A 20138-nucleotide genomic window follows, 5' to 3' on the forward strand; every position below is an offset into this window, starting at 1 on the left:
ATGAAAGCCGTCCCCGACCAAATCCGACAATTCATCCCCAACGACTTCGCCTCCCTCGGAGCAGACGGCTTCGGCTTCTCCGACACCCGCCAAGCCGCACGCCGCTACTTCAAAAACGACACCCACTCCATCGTCGCCAAAACCCTCCAGTTGCTGGCGGCGAGGGGTGAAGTCGAGGAGGGCGCGCCGTCGTACGCCATTGACCGCTACAAACTGCTCGACGTCAACGCCGGTACCACCGGCGGAGCAGGCGGCGACGCCTGACAACCCGCACTAACGACAGTTGGCGGCAGTGTTCGTGAAGAACACTGCCGCCAACTGTCGTTGTGCTGGTTTCGCCGGACCGGGCTCAGGTGCCCAGGTTCCGCCGGTCGACCACAAAGCCCGTTGCCGCGTTCTCGCGGACTGCGTTGATACCGGCCACCACGGCCTTCAAATTGGGAAACTGCGGCGACACTGCCACAACTGTGCCGTCCTCGGCTGTGAGCCTGAAACGGAATGAATTGGTACCTGCTTTGAGAATCTCGAAACTGCCCGCCATTTTCCCCTGTCCTCACGCGTCGTTGCGTAACCGAGCTGACTTCATAACTCCGTCATCGACCCTAATAGCCAATTCACGGGGCCAACAGCCCTACTCAGCAGTAGTTTGAAACCGATATCGGTAGATCAAATGGAAAGCCACCCAGGAGCTAGAGACCGCATGAACCCCCGCGCGTATGGTGAGGATATGACTCCATCCGGCACGACATCCACCACCGGTGTCCTGCTCGCCGCCGGCGCCGGCACCCGCCTGGGGCGTGGCCCCAAGGCGCTGCTGCCTTTCCGCGCCCGCACGCTGGTGGAAGTCCTGGCCGACACACTGTTCGACGGCGGCTGCAGCGAGGTAGTGGTGGTCCTCGGCGCAGAGGCCGACCGCGTCCGGAGCGCCACGGAGCTGGGCCCGCATACGGTGGTGGATAACCCCGACTGGGCCAAGGGAATGGCCGGATCCTTCCGCGCCGGCATCGACGCCGCCACCTCCGGCAACAACATCATGGTGGCTCTGGTCGACCAGCCCGGGTTGACCCCGACGGCGGTGAGCAGGTTGCTGGGCAGCCATCGTCCCGGCCGGGTCACCGCAGCCGCCTACCCGGATGCGTCAGGCCACCTGAAACGCAGGCACCCGGTGATTTTCGACGTCGGCCTCCGCTCCGAGGCGGCCGCAGCCGCCCATGGTGACACGGGCGCGCGTTCCTTCCTCAAAGCCCATCCGGGGTTGGTAGACCTGGTGGACTGCAGCGATCTCTGCTCGGGCGAGGACCTGGATACGAAGGACCAGCTGCATCTTCTGGACGGGTAAATTGGTTCCATGATCCGCATCGAACCTGACGATCCCGCACGCCCTGACGTCCATGCCCTCTTGAGCGAGCACCTGGCCGACATGTTCGCCACGTCTCCGGCCGAGAGCGTCCACGCGCTGGATCACTCCGCGTTGTCCCACGAATCGATCACGTTCTGGACGGCCCGCGAGAACGGCGTGCTGTTGGGATGCGGCGCGTTGAAGGCGTTGTCCGCGGGGCATGCCGAGATCAAGTCCATGCGGACAACGGCCCAGGCCCGGGGACAGGGTGTGGCAACCCGGTTGCTTGAACACATCGTGACCGAGGCCGGGCGCCGGGGCTATGAACTGCTCAGCCTCGAGACCGGCACGGAGGATTACTTCGCCCCGGCCCGCCGCCTGTATGCACGGCACGGCTTCACCGAATGCCCGCCGTTCGGCGACTACACCCTGGACCCCCACAGCGTGTTCATGGAACTCCCCGTTTCACCCAAGTAGGGGACAACAATCGTCGTAATGAAGGCTCATACCGACATTTGCTGTCCCCTGCTTGGGTTGGCGGGTTGCTTGGGTTAGCGGGCTGCCTCGTTAGACGGGCGCAGTGGTCCGGTCGCGGAGGGCCAGGTAGATCTTGTCCCGCGCGATGGGCAGCTCACCGAAGCGGACGCCCGTTGCGTTGCGGATGGCGTTGGCCAGTGCGGGTGCCACCGGGTTGAACGGGCTCTCACTCATGGACTTGGCACCCAGCGGACCGGTGGAGTCGTTGGTGGCGGCGAAGTACACCTCGCTCTGGGGCACGTCCGCGAACGACGGGATGTGGTACTGCCGCAAAATGTCCGTGGTGACCCGTCCGGCGTCGTCCACTTTCACTTCCTCGTACAGCACCGCGCCGAGCGCCTGCGCGATCCCGCCCTCGATCTGTCCCCGGCATTGCCGCGGATTCACCACCACTCCGGCGTCGGCTGCCTGCACGCTTTGCAGGATCCGCAGCTCCCCCGTTCCCCTGTTCACGGCGACGCGGAAACCATGGACGTTGAACGCCACCGAACGCGGCGTCCCTCCCCAGTTCCCATCCGTGGCGAGCCGAACGCCTTGCAGCCGGGCGGCGTCGGCGATGTCCTTCAGCGGCACCGAGCGGTCGCCGCACTCCACGGCTCCGTCCACCAGACGGCAATCGCCCAGGGGCGCACCGGTCAGCGAGGACGCAACTGTTTGGATGCGGGTGGCGAGTTCGAGCGCAGCGCCCAGCGTCGCTTTCCCGGCCACCACCATTCCGGCTGAACCGAACGCGCCGGTGTCGTGCTCCACCAGGTCGGTATCCGACTGTCGCACCGTCACCTTTGACGCCGAGGTTGCCAGCGCGGTGGCAGCCAGCTGCGCATGGACAGTTGTGGTGCCGTTCCCGAATTCCGCAGTTCCGACGTCGACGGCGAACCTTCCGTCCGCCTCCAGGCTCACCCGGGTGTGGGCGAAGTGGCCACGCGGCGGCACGGTGTCGATCATGGACAACGCCGATCCTTCCCCGACCATCCATTCCGGCCCGAGGTTGTCCAGCCCTGCCGCACGGTAGCGTTCCTTCCCCCGGTCCAGGGCGTCGCGCACCAACGCCACGCACTGGTCAAGGCCGTAGCTCCCGTAGTGGACGTCTTCTTCCGGCTCGGGCGTAGTGGACAGCATGTGATCGCCGGGCCGGACCATGTTCTTGAGCCGGAACTCCAGGGGATCCATGCCGATGCCCACTGCGAGTTCATCAATGGCCGACTCGATCGCGAAGATCATCTGGCTCAGCCCGTAACCACGGAAAGCCCCGGCAGGAACGGTGTTGGTGTAGACGGCGTGGGCATCCACTTTCTTGTTCACGCACTTGTACACGGCCAACGATTCGCCGCAACCGTGGAACATCACGCCGGGAGCGTGGTTTCCATAGGCGCCGGTGTTCGTGAGGACGTTCAGTTGCAGCGCGGTGAGGTATCCGTCCCTGTTGGCGCCGGCCTTCAGGTGAATCGTGAAGGGGTGGCGCGTAGTGGTTGCGGTGAACTGTTCGGTACGGGTGAACTCCAGCTGGACGGGCCGCTTCAACGTGAGGGCTGCAAGGGCAACGAGGTCCTCGGTGAGCACCTCCTGCTTGCCGCCGAACCCGCCACCAACACGACCGGCCACCACGCGGATGGTCTCCGGCGGCAGGTTGAACAGACGGCTCAGCGTCCGCTTCACCAGGAACGGAACCTGCGTGGAGGAACGGACCATCAGCCGGCCATCGTCATCCAGCCAGGCAAAGGAGGCGTGCGTTTCCATGGCCACGTGCTGGACGCGTTGGGTCTGGTAAGTGTGTTCGTGGATGAAATCGGCGGCAGCGAAACCATCAGCCACGCTGCCAAGTTCAGCATGGACCTCGGCCACCACGTTCTGCAGCGGACGGGAGATGCGTGACGCTTCGCCGTCCTTCTCACCGTGGATGGCCGGCGCGCCGGGGAGGATGGCTTCCTGGGGAGTGAAAACCGGCTCCAGGAGTTCGTACTGCACCTCCAGCGCACGGGCCCCGGCCTCAGCCGCGCCCACGGATTCGGCGACCACAGCGGCCACCCGCTGCCCGATGAACCGCACCACGTCGTCCAGGACTCGGGTGTCGTCGGGATCGTCCGTGAAGTTCTCGTGCTGCGCCGTGGAAAAGAGCTGCTGCGGGGCATCCTCGTGGGTGAAGACGGCCACCACGCCCGGAACCGCCAGCGCGGGGGCGTTGTTGATGGACACGATCCGCGCGTGGGGGTGCGGGGACCTCAGCAGTTTCATGTGCAGCAGGCCCGGCAATTGTTCAGCAGGGACATCCAGGGTGTAGCGGGCAGTGCCTGTCACCACGGCCTGTCCGGCGGGTGCGGGGACGTTGTCCCCGAGCTGGCCGGGCGTGGCGGGAACGGGAGCTGCGGTGGCGGGAACGGCGGCGTGGCCGGCGGCAGGTTCCTGTGCCCCCGAAACGTCCGCTCCGGCGTCGTGATCTTCGTGCCGCTGATCGCCGCCGTGGCCGCAGACCGCGTCCGCGATGGCGCGGTAGCCGGTGCAGCGGCACAGGTTGCCCTTGAGGTTGCGGGGCAGGTTGGCGCGTTGCTCGTCGTCGAACGTGGCTGCCGTCATCATTATCCCGGCGGTGCAGAAACCGCATTGGAAACCCTGCGCCTCCAGGAACTGTTCCTGCACGGGGTGCAGGCCATCGGCCGTGGCCAGGCCCTCGATGGTGGTGACTGCTTTGCCCTCGGCACGGACCGCCGGGTAGATGCAGCTGTGGACGGGCGTGCCGTCGACGTGCACTGTGCAGGCACCGCAGTCACCGCCGTCGCAGCCCTTCTTGACGCCGAAGTTGCCTTGCTCCCGGAGGAACGTGCGAAGGCACTGGCCGGGGCGGGGGGCGTCCTGCGCGGCGGTGCCGTTGATCTCAATTGCCATGGGAGGCCTCCTTGTGGGTGCCTGACGTTTCGGGTTGCGTGGACGGCTGGGGCGAAGTGTCATGCGGCGGCCAGAAATCGCCGGACACCGTCATCGACTCATCCAACAGCTCGGCCCGGATCTCTTCGGCCAGCTTGAGGGTCATGTCGCGGCGCCATGCCGGGAGCCCGTGGATGTCGTCGTGGTACAGCGGCCAGGGAATGGAATGCCCGACGGCGTGGGCCAGCGCTGCTGCGTCCGGAACCTGGCCGGCGGGGAACCTGAGTTGTACCGGCCTTTTGGTGGCTGCGGTGACGGTGATGACCAGGCCAAAAACGGGGTCGAGCCTGCCGATAAGCAGCACTCCGGAGCGCCCCAGGTTGCTCAGGGACAAACGCCGGAAAGCCACCCGGGCGGAGAGCGCTTCGGCGGGGAGGTGGATGCTGCGGAGCAACTCCCCCGGCTCCAGCACTGTCTGCATATCGCCCACCACAACGTCTGCCACCGGAACGGTCCGACTGCTTCCGTCAGGGCTGAGGATGGTTGCCGTACCGTCCAGTCCTGCGCAGAGGGACGTCATGGGCCCGGCCGGCAGCCCGGTGCAGATGTTCCCGCCAACCGTGGACATGTTCCAGATCTTGAACGACGCCACGAACGAGTCGCAGCACGGCCGGATCAGTGCCAGTCCCGGCCACTCACGGTCCGCGGTACCGGCGGAAAGCGGCAGGGCATAGAGCTCCGCAACGGTGCAGGTAGCGGCCAGTTCAATCCCGTCATCGGTGACGGTGATGGCCGGCCAGCCGGCTTGGCCAAGGTCCAGCAGCCGCGTGAGTACGGTGCTTCCGTAGGAGAAGAGGACAGTGCCTCCGGCGAGCCAGGCATCGCCTTCACGCCATTGCGCGGGGTCCGTGGTGGGGACCACGGCCTCGATGGTGTTCATGTCCATGGGTCCTCCTGAGTGAGGTGTCGAGGGGCCGGGTGGATCGGACCGGTGCTGTCTTTGAGGGAAGGGAAGCTGTCCCTGTGGTGGCTGGTCCCGCGCCCGGCGATGATTTCGGCTGTGATGGAGACGGCTACTTCGGCCGGAGTCACGGCGCCGAGGTCCAGCCCGATGGGCGAATGCAAGCGGTCCAGGTCTTCGGAAGGTGTTCCGGCCTGCAGGAGTGCGTCCACCCGTTGGCGGTGGCTGCGGCGCGAACCCATCGCACCGACGTAGGACAGGTTCAGCCGGAGCGCGGCCTGGATCAAGGGGATGTCGAACTTGGGATCGTGGGTCAGGACGCACACCACGGTGCGGGAATCGAGTCGCCCACCGGCTGCCTCGGACTCGAGGTAACGGTGCGGCCAGTCGGTGACCACCTGGTCTGCACCCGAAAAACGCTGCTGGGAGGCGAAGGCAGGCCGGGCATCACAGAGGGTGACGTTGTAGCCGAGGAGCTGCCCGGCCGGCAACAGGGCGGCGCCGAAGTCGTTGGCTCCGAAGACAATCATCCGTGCCGCCGGCAAGCGGCTTTCCACGAACAACGTGATGGGCTGTGGCTCTTCTTCTTCCCGGGGCGGGGCGGCCAGCCTTTCGGTGGTGACCCATCCGTCGATGCATCCTTCCGGCGGGGCCAGCCGGACCAAGCCCGCCCGGCCGCCCTGGAGCAGTGGCTCCACCTGGGCAGCTGCGGCAAAAAGCGTGGAGGGGTGGTCGCCCAGCAGTACGGCAAGTTCCTGCGACTCCATGGCCCGGAACCGGACAGGGTCATCCACCACCATGACTCCGCCCTTGGCATCGAGCCGGCGAATCAACGCTGCCGGGCGTTGCGGTCCGGCGAACAACGACAGTTCCGGCGCGCCGGCCCCGAAAGGCTGGATGTGGACTTCCAGCTCGCCGCCGCAGGTAAGTCCGACGGCGAACGCGTCCTCGGCACTGAAGCCGTAGGACTCAAGGCGCGGACCGCCGTCGCGCATGGCTTCCAGCGCCGCCTCCACGACGGCGCCTTCAACGCAACCACCGGACAAGCTGCCCAGGATTTCGCCGTTTTCGGAGACCATCATGGAGGTCCCCAAGGGCCGCGGCACGGAACCTCCGCTCCCTACGATCGTGGCCACGGCCAGTCGTTGGCCGGAGACCGCAGGCCGCCAGCTGCCCAGTGAAGGCATCAGATCCAGCATGGCAACACGTCCTTTTTCCAGGTGTCCCGGCCGGGATGGCCCAGCCGGAGCAGTGCGCGATCTTGCCCCATATTCTCATTTCCGGAGGATGTTGAGGGGTAGTCGCGGTTTTTCAGTAAGAGTTCAATCGGTCAGTGTTCATAGGAACGGGGGCAAGGGCTTCATCTCCCTGCCCCCGTTCCCTGACGGAGCGTCGGCGTCCGGCCGCCGCCCGTCGTCGTGCCTGGTGAGAGGGACCACGACGACGGACGCCTATTCATGCGGTGGGTACCGACGGACCGTCGATCGGAGTGCCGGAAGGGACCCGCCGGCGCGGGGTGCGGTCCCGGTCAGACGCCCATCAGGGCGTTGATGGGTCCGCGGGCAAAGTAGATGATGAAGCCAACCGTGACCACCCACATGAGCGGATGGACCTTCTTGGCTTTGCCCGAGGCTGCGCTGATCACCGCGAAGGAGATGAACCCGACCCCGATGCCGTTGGCGATGGAGTACGTCAGCGGCATGGTCACGATGGTGAGGAACGCAGGGAGCGCGATGGAGAACTTGGTGAACTTGATCTCGCGGATCTGCGCCATCATCATCGCGCCCACCACCACCAGTGCCGCAGCAGCCACTTCCAGCGGGACAACCGAGGTAAGCGGTGTGAAGAACATCGAGCCCAGGAACAGCAGGCCGGTGACCACGGAGGCCAGGCCGGTGCGTGCGCCTTCGCCGATGCCGGCTGCGGAGTCGATGTACACGGTGTTGGATGAACCCGAAGTTGCCCCGCCCACCACTGCACCCATGCCTTCAACGATGAAGGCCGACTTCAGCTTGGGGAACGTGCCGTCCTTGTGTGCCACGCCGGCGCTCTTGGCCAGGCCGGTCATGGTGCCCATGGCGTCGAAGAAGTTGGTGAACACCAGGGTGAAGACCAGCATGGTGGCGGCGAGACCGCCAATCCGGGCAAACGAACCGAAGAGGTCGAACTGGCCCACCAGGCTGAGGTCCGGAACGGACACCAGCTGACTGGACAGGATGGGCACGTTGAGGTGCCAACCGCCGGGGTTGTCCGCGGTGCCGGGTCCGATGTGGAAGATGGCCTCGACAACAGCGGCAAGGACCGTGGTGGCGACGATGCCGATCAGCAGGCCGCCCTGGATTTTGCGTGCCACGAGGATGCCCATGGCCAGCAATCCAACAATAAAGACGAGGGTGGGGATGGAGGTGATGGATCCATCATTGCCCAGCTGGACCGGCGGGCCGCCCGCGGTGGGACGGACAAAACCGGAGTCGACAAAGCCGATGAAGGCGATGAACAGGCCGATGCCAACGGTGATGGCGGCCTTGAGTTCCTTGGGGACCGCCTTGAAGATCGCCGTCCGGGCACCTGTGGCACCGAAGAGGACGATCAGGATGCCGTTGATGACCACCAGGCCCATGGCTTCCGGCCACGTGACTTCCTGGATGACTGCTACCGCCAGGAAGGAGTTGATGCCCAGGCCTGCTGCCAGGCCGAACGGCAGGTTGGCGATCAGACCGAAAACAATGGTCATGACCCCTGCGGTCAAGCCGGTGACGGCACCGACCTGGGCGGCCGAAAGCCAACCGCCGGCCACGTCCGTCGGGGCGTTTTCCGCGGAGAAACCGCCCAGGATGAGCGGGTTAAGGATGACGATGTACGCCATGGTGAAGAAGGTGACCAGGCCGCCCCGGAATTCACGGGCCAGCGTGGATCCACGCTTGGAGATCTGGAAAAACTTGTCCAGGAAGGAGTTCGACACCSGGGGCTTGCTGTTGCCGTTGGCCTGTCCGGTTGCCGTGTGCTTTGCGGCTGTGGGCTCTGCGCCTTTGCTTCCCTCGGGGAAGAGCGCAGCCTGCTTTTCAGCTGCTGTCTGCATTTCTGCGTTGTCCAGGATGTTCATGTCAGCCACCGGGCCCTAGTAATCAATCCTGGAATCAAGCGTGTTCCATGTGTTGAACGGCTGGAGGGCCTCCGGAGCCTGGGGGTCGCCCAGTTCCAGCTTGGCTACCGGCATCAGCGCGTCCCGGTTGTCGTTCTCGAAGTACTCGTAGAAGACGGCGTCATCGAAGCCGACGGATGCGGCGTCGTGACGGTCTGCGGCAAAGAACACGCGGTCAACGCGTGCCCAGAGCGCGGAAGCCAGGCACATGGGGCATGGCTCGCAGCTGGTGTAGAGGGTTGCTCCGCTCAGATCGAAGGTTCCCAGTTCGCGGCAGGCGTTGCGGATGGCCGTGACTTCTGCGTGTGCGGTGGGATCGTTCGAGGCGGTAACGCGGTTGACGCCTTCAAAGGCTCGTCCGTCCGCGGTGACAATGACGGCCCCGAACGGGCCCCCACTGTTGAGGACATTGGCTGTTGCCAGCTCAATGGATGTGGCCAGGAATTGCTCGGCCGTGACGGTTGTACTCATGTTGCGACTTCCTTAGTGCTGTGGAAGCCGGGTGACCGTTTGGGGGCGCTGCAAAAAGAGCTCCAGTCAGCTCGGTTACCAGGCTTCAGCATGTGCGATGAAGGTTAAGTTGCGCCTGGTAGATAGCTTCCCGAAGTCCGGGTGCCCGCCTTTGGCAGTTAGAGCGTAGCACCACGTTTGTGAGCCGCGCCATAGTTTTTTGAAAACTTAATTTCGTCATACGAAATTACTTAATCCGGGTGGGTGCAGGCCAAATGTGACTGCCCGCGGGCGTTGACTGCCGCCGTCGGGGCTTCTACGCTTTTCTGAACGACGCCCTAGGTGGCGCGTAACCTGGATCAGCAGACAGGGCCTAACTGAGCTGGAACGCGAACACGCCGACCAGACAAGGAACCCCTTATGTCGCAATCCCCCTCCCGGCTGTGGATCAGGAATCCGCTGGGCATCTTCACCGCAAACGACCTCGACGCCGGCGGCGGCCTGGTGGTTTCCGACGGGAAAATCGTGGAGTTGGTGCCCTCGGGCGGCCAACCGTCATCCCCTGCCACCGTCTTTGACGCGTCCGGACACGTGGTCCTTCCCGGCCTCATCAACACCCATCACCACTTCTACCAAACCCTCACGCGCGCCTGGGGTCCCGTGGCCAATGCGCCATTGTTCCCATGGCTGCAAAATCTCTACCCGGTGTGGGCACGGCTGACGCCCCGCAGCCTGGAACTCGCGGTGCAGGTCGCGTTGGCGGAGCTGCTGCTCTCCGGCTGCACCACGGCCGCCGACCACCACTACCTCTTCCCCGACGGTATGGAAGACGCCATCGATATCGAAGTCGCGGCCGTCCGTTCCATGGGCATGCGGGCGACACTCACCCGCGGGTCCATGACACTGGGAGAGGACGACGGCGGGCTTCCGCCCAGGACCACGGTCCAGTCACCTGAGGCGATCCTTGCGGACAGCGAACGACTGATCCGCCAGTACCACGAGACCGGCGATGGAGCCGTGGTGCAGATCGCGCTGGCACCGTGCTCTCCCTTCTCCGTGACCAAGGAAATCATGGCCGAAAGCGCCGCCATGGCCGAACGCTTCGACGTCCGGCTCCATACACACCTCGCGGAAACCATCGATGAGGAGGACTTCTGCCGATCCATGTTCGGCCTGCGGACCGTGGATTATCTGGAATCGGTGGGCTGGTTGGGATCCCGAACCTGGCTGGGACACGGCATCCACTTCAATGACGAGGAGATCGCCAGGCTGGGAGCCGCCGGAACCGCCGTCGCGCATTGCCCCACCTCCAACATGAGGCTGGCATCCGGGACCGCACGCGTCCTGGAACTCGAGGCGGCGGGTGTGCCGGTGGGGCTGGGCGTGGATGGTTCGGCGTCGAACGATGCCTCCAACATGATCCTCGAAGCGCGGCAAGCACTGTACTTGCAGCGTCTGCGCTACGGCGCCTCCGTGCCCGTGGAGCGCGCCCTGGGCTGGGCGACGCGGGGATCCGCAGCTGTTCTGGGTCGCTCCGACATCGGGCAGCTGGCTCCCGGGCTCCAGGCCGACCTGGCCTTGTTCAAGCCTGACGAGCTGCGGTTCTCCGGCAGCCACGATCCCGTTGCCGCCTTGCTGCTCTGCGGCGCGGACCGGGCAGACCGCGTGATGGTTGGCGGTCAGTGGCGCGTAGTGGACGGGGCGATACCCGACCTTGACGTGGCCGGGCTGATCGCCGAACACTCGGCTGCGGCGCGGAAGCTCGTAGCCGGTTAGCTTTACGGCCTCTCCGGTGGCCCGATTCGTGGCTTCGCTGCGCACTGTGCCGTGCGTGCGGCACAGTGCGCAGTGAGCCAACGAAACGGGTTCACCCGATGTTCCCGCGCGTCATTCTCCAGCGATGACGCGAAGGGCCTTGGCTAGACCGTGATCTTGTAGACGTGGTGCGTGTACTCATTGGCGAAGGAATCCGTGAACTTCCCGCCCTGCACCGCGATGCTCCGGTTCTCGCCCACAACCTCCGCCTGCGTGCCGGTGATCCCTAAGGGAAGCGCAAAGGTCCTGGAACCTGTAGTGCCGTCCTCGCCCATGGCAAAGATGTACGCGGATCCATCCTTGACCTTCAGCATCGAATCAATGCCGTCACCGAAGTCCCATACATAGGACTGGGTATTGATCACGGGCGCCAGGGCCTTGATCTGGTTGTTCACCGCACCGGCTGCAGCTACCTGGTCCTTGAGGCATGCGGTGCCCCTGAGCCGTGCGTCCGCGAAGGCGTCACCACTGATGCAGTCATTGATGTTTTGCTGGTCCGGCGACTGGCTGAACCAGACAATGCCCCGGGCCTCATGAATGATCGACGCCCACACCTGGGCCTTGGTCTGCTCCGGCGTGAGCTGCCTGTAGCCCCCAGTGGAGCCGCCCGTGGACACCACGGTTGGCAGGGCCCAAATGGGAGCCTGCACATTGCGGGCCGCGTTCACCTCATTCTGCAGGGAAATGATCTTCCCGTAGCTCGACGCCGTACGGCAGTTCGATGTCACGATCGGGGTCTGTCCCACCGGTGTACGCCAACGGAGCTGGTTGTCGCCCCAGTCGCATTGCGGTACTGCGTAGAAGTACTGGTCCACTGAGTTCACATTGGCCGTGTTGTAATAGTCCGCGCTGAACGCCATTGACCGGTCATAGGTAACGATCCCCGAAGTCCAGTTCGAGTAGGTAAACCGGCCTGTCTTGGCGGGATCGAACTGGGCGGCCAGTGAACGCATGTGCGCCAGGCCCGAGGCGGTGTCGAACCGGCCATCCACTTCATCGTCCAGGAGCGTTCCCACCTGACTGGCCCAATCCGCGGGGGCGTCGTTGGGCGAGAACAACGTGAACATGCCGTTGGCCGTGATGCCCGCGGACGGAGTCGCCGGGTTGCCCTGGGCGTAGGTGTTGATCCCGAGCGCTTTGTCGTACTTCAGCTGCGCGTCGCTTCCGGGCGAGCCGTACCAGACGACGATGGGCAGGAACGCCGGATCATCCCAGCCGGCCGCATCGGCTTTCGGGAACTGCTTCCAGTAATCCGGGCCGCCGTCCCACGGGATCCTGGGCAGGTTGGCGAGGCTGCCGGTGCCCGGGGGCGTGGTGGGGGTTGGGGTCGGCGTTGGGGTTGGGGTGGGCGTTGGCGTTGCCGTGGGGGTTGGGGTCGGCGTCGACGTCGGCGTGGGCGTCGGCGTGGCCGTCACTGTTGGGGTCGGCGTCGACGTCGGCGTGGGCGTGGCCGTCACTGTTGGGGTCGGCGTTGGGGTTGGCGTGGGGGTTGGGGTTGGCGTTGGCGTGGGTGTTGGCGTCGGCGTGGGCGTGGCCGTCACTGTTGGGGTCGGGGTGGGCGTCGACGTTGGCTCTGACGTGGGCGTGGCCGTCGCAGTTGAGGTGGGCTCCGCCGTCGCAGTTGAGGTGGGTTCCGCCGTCGACGTGACCGTCGGGCTTTCCGTGGGCAGGGGCGTGCCGGGGTCCGTGCAGCCGGCGAGGGCCAACGCGAGCACCGCCCCGAGCGTGATGATGGTGGGTTTCATGACATTGTTTTCCTTTGGGTAGCAGCCGCAACCGGACTGCCGTGGCGCCGGATCCCCACTCCCGGCTTCTCTTTTGTCTCCTGCAGCGCAGGGATTATCGACCGGGAATCCGTGTCCCGGCTCAGCCCGATGACGAGCGCCTGTCCTTGCCCGACCTGCGGCAATGCGACGCGTGCGGACTTCTGTCCGGCGTCATCGAGCCCGCATGTGCGGCCCGTCGTGGGGTCGCGACGGCCTTTGAAGAACCCGGAGGGCGGCCGCCAGCCCAGCTTACGTGACGCAGGCCACATCTGAACTGAATGTGACGCACCCACATCCGACCGGTTCGATGCCCCGCCGCACAACGTGCCGCGCGCACGGCACAGGCTGCAGCCGGGCAACGAAACGGGTTTTCCACATAGGACAACCCGCGACTGTTCGTGGGAGCCCTCGCAATCGAGGCTGTTTTGATGACGACGAAATCCCGGCAGTTACCGGAAGGCATGGATTTATGGCGAACCAACGAACTCCACCAGGCCGGCTTCAACGACAGGAGAATTGCTTCCCTGGTGCGGAGCGGGGAGTTGGTGAGGCTTCGCAGGGGGTGCTATCTCAGGGGCAGTACGTGGGCAGCTCAAAAACCCGGCGTAAGGAGCCTGCAGCTGATTGCCGCACACGCCCACGGAACACTAACGACGTCGGCACGCGGCTTCGTCTACAGCCACACTTCGGCGGCGCGACTTCATGGCCTGCTTCTCCTTAACGTTGATGACCGGGTGCACATCACCACCCCAACCACCGCGTCTTCCACGTCCCACGGAGCTGACGTTGCGCCGCATACCCGTGCCTTGGCGGCCGGCGACGTCCAGACGGTAAGGGGCATGCCCTGCACCTCACTGGAACGAACTGTGGTGGATAGCTGCCTCATACTCAATGACAAGCAATCCCTGGTGCTGATGGACCACGCCCTACGAAAAGGCGCTGACGCCAGGGAAATCCGGCGGATGTGCGCCCTCCTCAAGGGACGCCATGGAGTCCTCTCGTTACGCAGAGCCCTGGAGAACGCGGACGCGAGGTCGGAATCCCCCGGCGAAACATTGACGCGCGAGCTCCTGCAACGCCTCGGGATCGAGATGCCTGAGCTGCAGGTCAGGGTCTCATCAGCCGAGGGAGATCATCGCTTGGACTTTGCCTGGCGGAAAAAGCAGGTGGCCTTGGAGTTTGATGGCAAGGTCAAGTACTTCGACTACGCGCCCACGGCCGAGGTGCTGTACAAGGAACGGCTGCGCGAGAAGGCCTTGATGGAGCTCGGCTGGACGTTCATCCGCGTCCGCTGGCGGGACTTGCACCGGGAACAGGAGTTCAAAATGCGGGTCCTTCGTGCGCTGCGGCAACGGAGTTGAACCCGGTTCGGGGGTCCACTGCACACTCGATGCTGCGCACGGCATACTGTGCAGCGAAGCATCGAAACAGCGGGAGAACCAAGCGCGTCCGGGCACAACAAAGCGGGCGACACCTCCCCAGGCGCCGCCCGCCGTTGGCTCTGTTGCGCAGAGTCCGCGCCCCTGTTGCAGATCAGGGGCGCTGCCGGCCGAACACCGGAAGCGCACGCAGCCAACGGGAGAACCCGCCGGCCTTGCGATCACAGTCGGCCGGAATGTAGAAGTCCGGATCTGTCGCACCAAAGGGCAGGTACAGTTCCTGGCCCGGCGCCGGGAATTCCACGACGCTGTTCGTATCCTTCGAGTCCATCTGTTCCTCCTCTTTCTCGTGCTCAGTTTCCGCTCTTCGGAAAACTTTTATTGTTATGTGGAAAGTGTAGGCAAGGGGTGCGCCGCCAGTCAAGACCCCCTGGAGAAGGCAAATGGAGTTGCCCCGGTCACATTCGGGTAGTTCATAACGATCACCGGGAAGCCATATACACAACCCGAAAACATGCGCTACTCTCGAATCAGTTCGTGGCGTAGGTCACGTAACCTGAGAGCAGCAGGCAGGGTCGTAATGAGCTGGCATCCATGGATGCCGGCTCTTTTTTGTTGGGTCGGCTCCACCAGAAACGCAGTGGAAACACGCGCTTAATTTCATTGATGGAACGTAGGTTCCACCTCACAGAAGTTGGGATATGACCATGAGCAACAACATCGTCCTCGGCGAAAACCAGTACGGCAAAGCAGAAGTCCGCGTCGTCAAGGTCACTCGGGATACGGACCGCCACCACATCGAAGACCTGAACGTCACCTCGCAGCTGCGCGGCGACTTCAAGGCCGCACACCTTCAGGGCGACAACGGCCACGTCGTTGCCACGGACACCCAGAAGAACACTGTCTACGCGTTTGCCCGTGAAGGCATCGGCTCGCCCGAATCCTTCCTCCTGCGCCTCGCGGACCACTTCACCGGCGGATTTGACTGGGTCACCGGCGGCCGTTGGGAAGCCGAGGCCTACAGCTGGGACCGCATCCAGGCACACGGAGAGGGACACGACCACAGCTTCGTCCGCAACGGCCAGGAGGTGCGTACCGCCGTCGTCGTCCGTGATGGCGCAACCACGCACGTGATTTCCGGCCTCAAGGACCTGACCGTCCTCAAGACCACGCAGTCCGGTTTTGTCGGCTACCCGCGCGACAAGTACACCACCCTGCCGGAGACCACCGACCGCATCCTGGCCACCGACGTATCCGCCCGCTGGCGCTACAACACCAACCTGGACGTCGCCGGCACGGACTTCAACAAGAGCTACGACGACATCAAGGCCCTCCTGCTGGAAGGCTTCACCGAGAACTACTCCCACGCCCTGCAGCAGACGCTGTTCGACATGGGCAAGAAGGTCCTGGAAGCACACAGCGAAGTTGATGAAATCAAGTTCTCCATGCCCAACAAGCACCACTTCCTGGTTGACCTGAGCCCGTTCGGCCTGGACAACCCCAACGAGGTCTTCTTCGCCGCCGACCGCCCGTACGGCCTCATCGAAGCAACTGTCCAGCGCGAGAACATCGAGGCTGCACCCGTTGCATGGAGCGGCATCGCCGGCTTCTGCTAAACCGCAACACCCCAGGGACTTGTGTGCAGGTCCGGCTCCGAAGCGCCACGCAAAGGCCGGGCCTGCACCCAAACCCGACCCCAAAAACCCCACAACACCAAAGATTTTGTTAGCCAGACACAGTTAGCCAGACGAAGACGTCTGCCATGAACCCAGGAAGTCTGCCATGAACATCAAGAAAAAATCCCGCCCTGCGAATACCACCGCCTCGCACCGTCCTGAACGGCCCGAGGACAAGAGGCTCTCCATCGGAAGCACTTTCGCCTACGGCTTCCAGCACGTCCTCACCATGTACGGCGGAATCATCGCCCCGCCGCTGATCATCGGTGCAGCCGCCGGCATGTCCTCGCAGGACATCGGCCTGCTTATTGCCGCCTGTTTGTTCGTTGGCGGCCTGGCCACCATCCTCCAGACTGTGGGCATCCCGTGGTTCGGCTCGCAGTTGCCGCTGGTACAGGGCGTTTCCTTCGCAGGCGTCTCAACCATGGTGGCGATCGTCCAAGGCGGTGGCGGGATCCAGGCGGTCTTCGGCTCGGTGATCGTGGCATCGCTGATTGGCCTGGCGATCACTCCACTGTTCTCCAAGATCATCAAATTCTTCCCGCCCGTGGTGACAGGCACGGTGATCACCACCATCGGCCTGACGCTGATGCCCGTGGCCGCGAACTGGGCCATGGGCGGCAACGCCAAGGCCGAGAACTACGGCAGCGTCTCCAACATCGGGCTCGCCGCAGCCACCATGGGCATCGTCCTGCTGCTGAGCAAGGTGGGCAACGCCGCCATTTCCCGGCTCTCGATCCTCCTGGCCATGGTGATCGGAACCATCATCGCGCTCGTTGCGGGCATGGCTGACTTCTCCAAGGTTGGCCAGGGCGACATCGTGGCATTCCCCACGCCCTTCGCCTTCGGTGCTCCCACCTTCGAAATTGCCGCGATCATCTCCATGCTCATCGTCATCCTGGTGACCCTCACCGAGACCTCGGCAGACATCATCGCAGTGGGCGAAATCGTCGACACCAAGGTTGACTCCCGCCGCATCGGCGACGGCCTCCGCGCCGACATGCTCTCCAGCGCGATCTCCCCGCTGTTCAACTCCTTCACCCAGAGCGCCTTCGCCCAGAACGTGGGACTCGTCGCCATCACCGGCATCAAGAGCCGCTTCGTAGTCAGCGCAGGCGGCCTCATCCTGGTCATCCTCGGTCTCCTGCCGATCCTCGGCCGGGTTGTCGCAGCGGTTCCGACGCCCGTCCTGGGCGGCGCCGGCGTCGTACTGTTCGGTACGGTGGCAGCCAGCGGTATCCGTACCCTGGCCAAGGTCGAGTACAAGAACAACATGAACCTGATCATCGTTGCCGCTTCCATTGGCTTCGGCATGATCCCCATTGCGGCACCGAAGTTCTACGACCAGTTCCCCTCCTGGTTCTCCACGATCTTCCACTCCGGCATCAGCTCCGCCGCAGTCATGGCGATCATCCTGAACATCCTCTTCAACCACTTCAAGGCAGGCAACTCGGACAACCAGTCGGTGTTCGTCGCGGGCACGGACCGGATCGTCAGCGAAGAGGACATCAAGTGCCTCAGCGAAGGCGACCGCTTCGAAAACGGCAAGCTGATCGACGCGGACGGCAACGAAGTTCCGCTCAAGACATCCAGCGCGTCCGAGCACTAGCTCCGGTCCGCAGATGACAAAAGGCGGCAGTGTTTCCTTGGGGGACGCTGCCGCCTTTTTGTCGCCTGGGCGGAAGGTACGACGACGGCACTCGCCTTTGCGGCTCGGTCACCTGGCTGCTCAAAGACCTCGCCGAAATGGCAAARGATGGCAATGCTCCTGGGGAACATTGCCATCTTTTGCCACCTCGCGCGCTGGAAGCGCGGGTGGGAAGTTAGTTCTGGTTCAGCTCCGCGGAGATGGCCATGGCTGCTTCACGCAGCATGGGCACGGCGCGGTCCGCGAAGCTTTGGTCCACGCGGGTGATGGGGCCGGAGACGGAGATCGCCGTGGGCGTGGGAGCGTTGGGAACGGCCATGGCGAAGCAGCGGACACCGAGTTCTTGCTCTTCCTCGTCAATGGAGTAGCCGCGCTCACGGATGAGCTTCAGGTCTGCCAGCAGGGAGTCGATATCGCCGATGCTCTTGGCCGTGGGAGTAGGCATGCCGGTGCGTGCAACGATTCCGCGGACCTGCTCATCGTCCAGCTGGGCCAGGATGGCTTTGCCGACGCCGGTATCGTGCGTGTGGGCACGTCGACCCACCTCGGTGAACATGCGCATGGAGTGCATGGACGGGACCTGCGCCACGTAGATGACCATGTCGGAATCGAGGACTGCCATGTTGGAAGTTTCGCCGAGGCGTTCCACCAGGGTCTTCAACTGCGGACGAGCCACGGCACCAAGCTGCTTGCTGGCACCCTCCCCCAGCCGGATCAGCCGCGGGCCCAGGGCGTAGCGGCGATTGGGCAGCTGCCGGATGTAGCCCAGCGACACCAGCGTGCGCAGCAGCCGGTGGATGGTGGGCAGGGGCAGGTCAGTGGACGACGAGAGCTCACTCAGGGTGACATCGCCGCCCGCGTCCGTGATCAGTTCCAACAGTTCAAAGACGCGCTCAACGGACTGCACGCCTCCGGAGGCTTTTTCAGCCATTCCCTTGTCTCCAATGACTCAGATTCCGACAACTCTTATCCGCATCGTGAAAAGAATTGCTTAGAACACCCAAGATACAGCACGAGGCGCACCTCTGCGATGACACCGAACATGACCAAGCAAGGGCTTGTGTTTCCACTTTGTAGATAATAATATCCATAATACGAAAACATTCAGTTTGGAACGGCGGCCCGGGAACGGGCCTTACAGGAGGAATTTCAATGGCGAATCCGAGCCCCGGAAACTCGATCACCCTGCGCGTCGCCGCACCGTCGAGCTTCACCGCTACCAGCGAACTGGCAGCAGCCGTCGGCGCAGCCGGTGCAGCAATCACCGCGCTGGACGTCACGGAATCCCACCACGAGACGATCGTCGTTGACGTCACCTGCAACACCACCGACGACGACCACGCAGCCCGCGTCAAGGACGCCCTGAACGCCCTCGACGGCGTCACCGTCCAGCACGTCTCGGACCGCACCTTCCTCATGCACCTGGGCGGCAAGCTCGAAGTTGTCCCCAAAGTAGCCCTGCGCAACCGCGACGACCTGTCGCGCGCCTACACTCCCGGCGTCGCCCGTGTCTGCATGGCGATCGCGGAAGATCCGGCCGCTGCCCGCAACCTGACGGTCAAGCGCAACACCATCGCCGTCCTCACCGACGGTTCCGCAGTCCTGGGCCTCGGCAACATCGGCCCCGCAGCCGCCCTTCCCGTGATGGAAGGCAAGGCTGCGCTCTTCAAGCAGTTCGCCAACGTGGATGCCTGGCCGGTCTGTCTGGATACACAGGACACCGAAGAGATCATCATGATCGCCAAGGCCATGGCACCGGTATACGGCGGCATCAACCTCGAAGACATCGCCGCGCCGCGCTGCTTCGAAATCGAGAACCGCCTCCGCGAAGAACTCGACATCCCGGTCTTCCACGATGACCAGCACGGCACCGCGATCGTCACGCTCGCTGCCTTGGTCAACGCCCTGCGTGTGGTGGACAAGAAGCTCTCCGAAGTCAAGATCGTGGTCTCGGGCGTCGGCGCTGCCGGCTCGGCCATCATCCAACTCCTCAAGGCCCAGGGCGCGCAGCACATCATCGCCGCCGGCCGCTCCGGAGCCATCCACTCGGGCGAAAAGTACGACGACGAGCACCGCAGCTGGATCGCCGCGAACACCAACGAAGAAGGCTTCTCCGGAACCCTGCACGACGCCCTCAAGGGAGCGGACGTCTTCATCGGCGTCAGCGCCCCGCACGTGATCGGCGAGGAGCAGGTTGCTTCCATGGCCGAGGACGCGATCGTGTTCGCCATGGCCAACCCGACGCCGGAAATCGATCCCGTGATTGCTTCCAAGCACGCAGCAGTAGTGGCCACGGGCCGCAGCGACTTCCCGAACCAGATCAACAACGTGCTGGCCTTCCCCGGGTTCTTCCGGGGCCTGCTGGATGCCGGAGCGTCGGACATCACGCCGAACATGCTGGTAGCCGCAGCCGAGGCAATCGCCAACCGGGTAGCTGACGAGGAGCTGAACGCGAGTTACATTATCCCCAGCGTCTTCGATCCCCATGTTGCCGCCGATGTAGCGACCGCCGTAGCCAACGCTGCGCACGCCAACGCCGCCAGCGCACTCTAGAAAAAGGAATCCG

Annotated in this window: 18 protein-coding genes; 9 read left to right on the forward strand and 9 right to left on the reverse strand. The window is 64.1% G+C overall.

Annotated features, from left to right (window positions below):
* The coding region (locus AB4Y81_RS11605) for a hypothetical protein (protein WP_441995931.1) at positions 1–264 on the forward strand (264 nt) is incomplete at its 5' end.
* Between the two features lie 85 nt (positions 265–349).
* Here the strand turns inward: AB4Y81_RS11605 and AB4Y81_RS11610 are convergent.
* Positions 350–541: a YegP family protein gene (locus AB4Y81_RS11610; RefSeq protein ID WP_044569301.1), complete on the reverse strand. Its 192-nt coding sequence runs from the start codon at positions 539–541 to the stop codon at positions 350–352.
* A gap of 159 nt (positions 542–700) precedes the next feature.
* On the opposite strand from AB4Y81_RS11610, the gene nboR reads away from it, so the two are divergent.
* Positions 701–1339 carry a nicotine blue oxidoreductase gene (gene nboR, locus AB4Y81_RS11615; RefSeq protein ID WP_441995932.1) on the forward strand — a complete coding sequence of 213 codons (639 nt, stop codon included), beginning with the start codon at positions 701–703 and terminating at the stop codon, positions 1337–1339.
* 9 nt (positions 1340–1348) lie between these two features.
* Positions 1349–1816, forward strand: coding sequence for a GNAT family N-acetyltransferase (locus AB4Y81_RS11620; protein WP_431229624.1), 468 nt, complete (start codon positions 1349–1351; stop codon positions 1814–1816).
* A 90-nt stretch (positions 1817–1906) separates the two neighbouring features.
* On the opposite strand, the gene AB4Y81_RS11625 is transcribed toward AB4Y81_RS11620, so the two are convergent.
* The 5 genes from AB4Y81_RS11625 to AB4Y81_RS11645 all read right to left on the reverse strand — a co-directional run bounded on the left by AB4Y81_RS11625 (position 1907) and on the right by AB4Y81_RS11645 (position 9309).
* On the reverse strand, positions 1907–4756 hold the full coding sequence (locus AB4Y81_RS11625; RefSeq protein ID WP_441995933.1) for a molybdopterin-dependent oxidoreductase: 2850 nt from the start codon (positions 4754–4756) through the stop codon (positions 1907–1909).
* Entirely contained in the window at positions 4746–5681 is a 936-nt protein-coding gene (locus AB4Y81_RS11630) for an FAD binding domain-containing protein (RefSeq protein ID WP_018778863.1), read from the reverse strand. The genes AB4Y81_RS11625 and AB4Y81_RS11630 overlap by 11 nt, the downstream gene beginning before the upstream one ends.
* Complete coding sequence (locus AB4Y81_RS11635) at positions 5672–6895, reverse strand: XdhC family protein (protein WP_055975503.1); 1224 nt, start codon at positions 6893–6895, stop codon at positions 5672–5674. The genes AB4Y81_RS11630 and AB4Y81_RS11635 overlap by 10 nt, the downstream gene beginning before the upstream one ends.
* A 329-nt stretch (positions 6896–7224) precedes the next feature.
* Entirely contained in the window at positions 7225–8808 is a 1584-nt protein-coding gene (locus AB4Y81_RS11640; protein ID WP_441995934.1) for an NCS2 family permease, read from the reverse strand.
* 6 nt (positions 8809–8814) lie between these two features.
* Positions 8815–9309 carry a nucleoside deaminase gene (locus AB4Y81_RS11645; RefSeq protein ID WP_018778860.1) on the reverse strand — a complete coding sequence of 165 codons (495 nt, stop codon included), beginning with the start codon at positions 9307–9309 and terminating at the stop codon, positions 8815–8817.
* A 399-nt stretch (positions 9310–9708) separates the two neighbouring features.
* Between AB4Y81_RS11645 and AB4Y81_RS11650 the strand changes: the two genes are divergently transcribed.
* A complete protein-coding gene (locus AB4Y81_RS11650; RefSeq protein WP_018778859.1) occupies positions 9709–11064 on the forward strand; it encodes an 8-oxoguanine deaminase in 1356 nt (451 codons plus the stop codon).
* 143 nt (positions 11065–11207) lie between these two features.
* Here the strand turns inward: AB4Y81_RS11650 and AB4Y81_RS11655 are convergent, their stop codons facing one another.
* On the reverse strand, positions 11208–12518 hold the full coding sequence (locus tag AB4Y81_RS11655; RefSeq protein ID WP_441995935.1) for a hypothetical protein: 1311 nt from the start codon (positions 12516–12518) through the stop codon (positions 11208–11210).
* Here AB4Y81_RS11655 and AB4Y81_RS11660 point away from each other — a divergent pair.
* Both AB4Y81_RS11660 and AB4Y81_RS11665 read left to right on the forward strand, forming a co-directional pair.
* A complete protein-coding gene (locus AB4Y81_RS11660) occupies positions 12508–12870 on the forward strand; it encodes a hypothetical protein (RefSeq protein WP_200942121.1) in 363 nt (120 codons plus the stop codon). The two genes, AB4Y81_RS11655 and AB4Y81_RS11660, sit on opposite strands and share 11 nt — an antisense overlap.
* A 427-nt stretch (positions 12871–13297) precedes the next feature.
* Positions 13298–14230, forward strand: a complete 933-nt coding sequence (locus AB4Y81_RS11665) for a type IV toxin-antitoxin system AbiEi family antitoxin domain-containing protein (protein WP_441995936.1) — start codon at positions 13298–13300, stop codon at positions 14228–14230.
* A gap of 172 nt (positions 14231–14402) precedes the next feature.
* On the opposite strand, the gene AB4Y81_RS11670 is transcribed toward AB4Y81_RS11665, so the two are convergent.
* Entirely contained in the window at positions 14403–14579 is a 177-nt protein-coding gene (locus AB4Y81_RS11670) for a hypothetical protein (RefSeq protein ID WP_018778855.1), read from the reverse strand.
* 370 nt (positions 14580–14949) lie between these two features.
* Between AB4Y81_RS11670 and pucL the strand changes: the two genes are divergently transcribed.
* Both pucL and AB4Y81_RS11680 read left to right on the forward strand, forming a co-directional pair.
* Positions 14950–15864 carry a factor-independent urate hydroxylase gene (pucL, locus tag AB4Y81_RS11675; RefSeq protein ID WP_431229631.1) on the forward strand — a complete coding sequence of 305 codons (915 nt, stop codon included), beginning with the start codon at positions 14950–14952 and terminating at the stop codon, positions 15862–15864.
* Positions 15865–16030: 166 nt separating this feature from the next.
* A complete protein-coding gene (locus AB4Y81_RS11680; RefSeq protein WP_018778853.1) occupies positions 16031–17533 on the forward strand; it encodes a nucleobase:cation symporter-2 family protein in 1503 nt (500 codons plus the stop codon).
* 214 nt (positions 17534–17747) lie between these two features.
* Here the strand turns inward: AB4Y81_RS11680 and AB4Y81_RS11685 are convergent, their stop codons facing one another.
* Positions 17748–18503, reverse strand: a complete 756-nt coding sequence (locus AB4Y81_RS11685; RefSeq protein ID WP_018778852.1) for an IclR family transcriptional regulator — start codon at positions 18501–18503, stop codon at positions 17748–17750.
* 221 nt (positions 18504–18724) lie between these two features.
* Here AB4Y81_RS11685 and AB4Y81_RS11690 point away from each other — a divergent pair, with 221 nt between their 5' ends.
* Positions 18725–20125, forward strand: coding sequence for an NAD-dependent malic enzyme (locus AB4Y81_RS11690; RefSeq protein WP_018778851.1), 1401 nt, complete (start codon positions 18725–18727; stop codon positions 20123–20125).
* Positions 20126–20138: the final 13 nt, after the last annotated feature.

It is taken from the genome of Paenarthrobacter sp. TAF1, from assembly GCF_052113825.1.
GTDB classification, from domain to species: Bacteria; Actinomycetota; Actinomycetes; order Actinomycetales; family Micrococcaceae; genus Arthrobacter; species Arthrobacter nicotinovorans.